Source organism: Aeromonas sp. HMWF015 (assembly GCF_963878965.1).
Classification (GTDB): domain Bacteria; phylum Pseudomonadota; class Gammaproteobacteria; order Enterobacterales; family Aeromonadaceae; genus Aeromonas; species Aeromonas veronii.
Map to the genome: position 1 here is coordinate 5583 of NZ_CAWNZT010000050.1, position 1748 is coordinate 7330.

At 63.7% G+C, this 1748-nt stretch carries 3 protein-coding genes and 1 pseudogene; 2 read left to right on the top strand and 2 right to left on the bottom strand.

From position 1 onward, the window contains the following. On the top strand, positions 1 to 687 hold a 687-nt coding region (locus AACS18_RS02490), incomplete at its 5' end, for a LysR substrate-binding domain-containing protein (protein WP_258228670.1). A 9-nt stretch (positions 688 to 696) separates the two neighbouring features. Here AACS18_RS02490 and rsmS read toward each other — a convergent pair. Then, positions 697 to 852 carry a pleiotropic regulatory protein RsmS gene (rsmS, locus tag AACS18_RS02495; RefSeq protein WP_108612014.1) on the bottom strand — a complete coding sequence of 52 codons (156 nt, stop codon included), beginning with the start codon at positions 850 to 852 and terminating at the stop codon, positions 697 to 699. A 94-nt stretch (positions 853 to 946) separates the two neighbouring features. Further along, positions 947 to 1414, bottom strand: coding sequence for an acyl-CoA thioesterase (locus tag AACS18_RS02500; RefSeq protein WP_108612015.1), 468 nt, complete (start codon positions 1412 to 1414; stop codon positions 947 to 949). A gap of 138 nt (positions 1415 to 1552) precedes the next feature. Between AACS18_RS02500 and AACS18_RS02505 the strand changes: the two are divergent. Then, a pseudogene (locus tag AACS18_RS02505) lies at positions 1553 to 1748 on the top strand (DUF533 domain-containing protein); the annotation flags it as partial.

Below are 1748 nucleotides of genomic sequence, written 5' to 3' on the forward strand. Positions count from 1 at the left end.
AAATTGCTGGGGCTGGCCCGCCGCATTCTGGCGCTGCTGGCGCAGGCCGAAGAACAAGTGACGGAAGGGAGCGTGGCGCTCAGCCTCGGGGTGCCGGAGGATTTCGCCGCCGGTGCAATGACTCCTGTGCTGGCCGCCTTTGCCCGTGACTACCCCGAGGTGCGGCTAGAGGTGCAAAGTGGCCTGAGTCACGAGATCTGGCAGCGCTTCGAGGCGGGAGAGCTGGATCTGGCGTTGGTCAAGCAGACGCGCGGGCAGGGTTCGCCCCTTGCCAGCTGGCGCGAGCCGCTGGTCTGGGTCGACAGTCGCGACTGGCCCGCACGGGAACGGGATCCGCTGCCGCTGGTGGTATTCCCGAGCGAAGGGCTCTATCGGCGGCAGATGACCGAGGCGCTCGATGGCCTCGGTCGGCGTTGGCGTATTGCCTATGTCAGCGCCAGCCTTGCCAGTTTGCAGGGGGCGGTGAGCGCGGGGATCGGGGTGAGCTTGCTGCCCAAACGGTTGATGCCCGTCGATCAGCTGGCCCTGACCCAGTGGCCCAAGGTGGCGCCGGTGGAGCTGGCGCTCCATGCCGGGGTAAGCGGGAGTGAGCCACTCACCCGCTTGAGTTCGGCCCTGATCGCCCTCTGTGACGAGGTGATGGGGCCGCAGTTTGTGGTATGGGGAAAACTGAAGTCGGAAAGATAAACGGGGGGATCAGTGATCCTTCCCCTCCGCCAGCTTGCGCTCGTAGTCATTTTTGACGATGGCCAGTGCCGCCAGCACCAGCTCGGGGGCAAGCCCGTTGGTCTCTAGCAGTTCAATCAGATCCACCGCGAGTTTTACCTCGGGCGGGGCAGTTTCCAGTGACATGGGCAGGGTTCCGGTTGCGGGAAGAGGGGGGATTATACAGGGGCGCCGCCGTTGGCCGAAAGCGCCCGCTCTGTCGGGCTGTGAGGCATGAAGGTCAGAGGTGCTGACGCATCTCCTTGTCGATCTCCTCGCGCAGGGCGATCAGCTTTTTGGCGTACTGCTGCAACTGCAGATCGCTCTCGCTTACTGGCTGCCACTGGGGCACCGGGGTCGGCTTGCCGTGCTCATCCATCGCCACGAAGATGATGATGCAGTGGGTGGTTTTGTGGCGCTCGGTCTCGGTGGGATGGCGGCTGTAGACATCCACCGCCAGATGCATGCTGGTGGTGCCGGTGTGGATCACCTGGGCGTGAACCTCTACCAGCTGGCCAATCTGGATGGGGCGCAAAAAGCGGATCCCCCCCACATAGACGGTCACCGCATAGCCGCCGCACCAGCCAGCGGCGCAGGCATAGCCCGCCTGATCGATCCACTTCATCACCATGCCGCCGTGTACCTTGCCGCCGAAATTGACGTCGGAGGGTTCGGCCAGAAATTGCAGGGTCAGTTCGCGATTTGGCACAGTTACATCCTTATTGCCTGAAGGGTTTCCCTGAGCTTTGCCCCATCGGCCTGCCCGGTCAAGGGTTCATCCCCGATTCAGGGGGGCGGGGTCACTATCTTGCTCTATCGACGGGAACATAGCCGCAGGAGTGACACCATGAAACAGATGCTGGAACAGTTGCTGGGGGCTGGCAAAGGCTGGCTCAACGAAGGCGGAGACAAGCGCAAGGGGCAGATGCAGGGGGCGCTGGCCGGTGGCGCGCTCGGTCTGCTGCTGGGCAATAAAAAAGTGCGCAAATATGGCGGCAAGGCCGCTGCCGTGGGCGGCGCCGCAGCCCTTGGCGGGCTGGCCT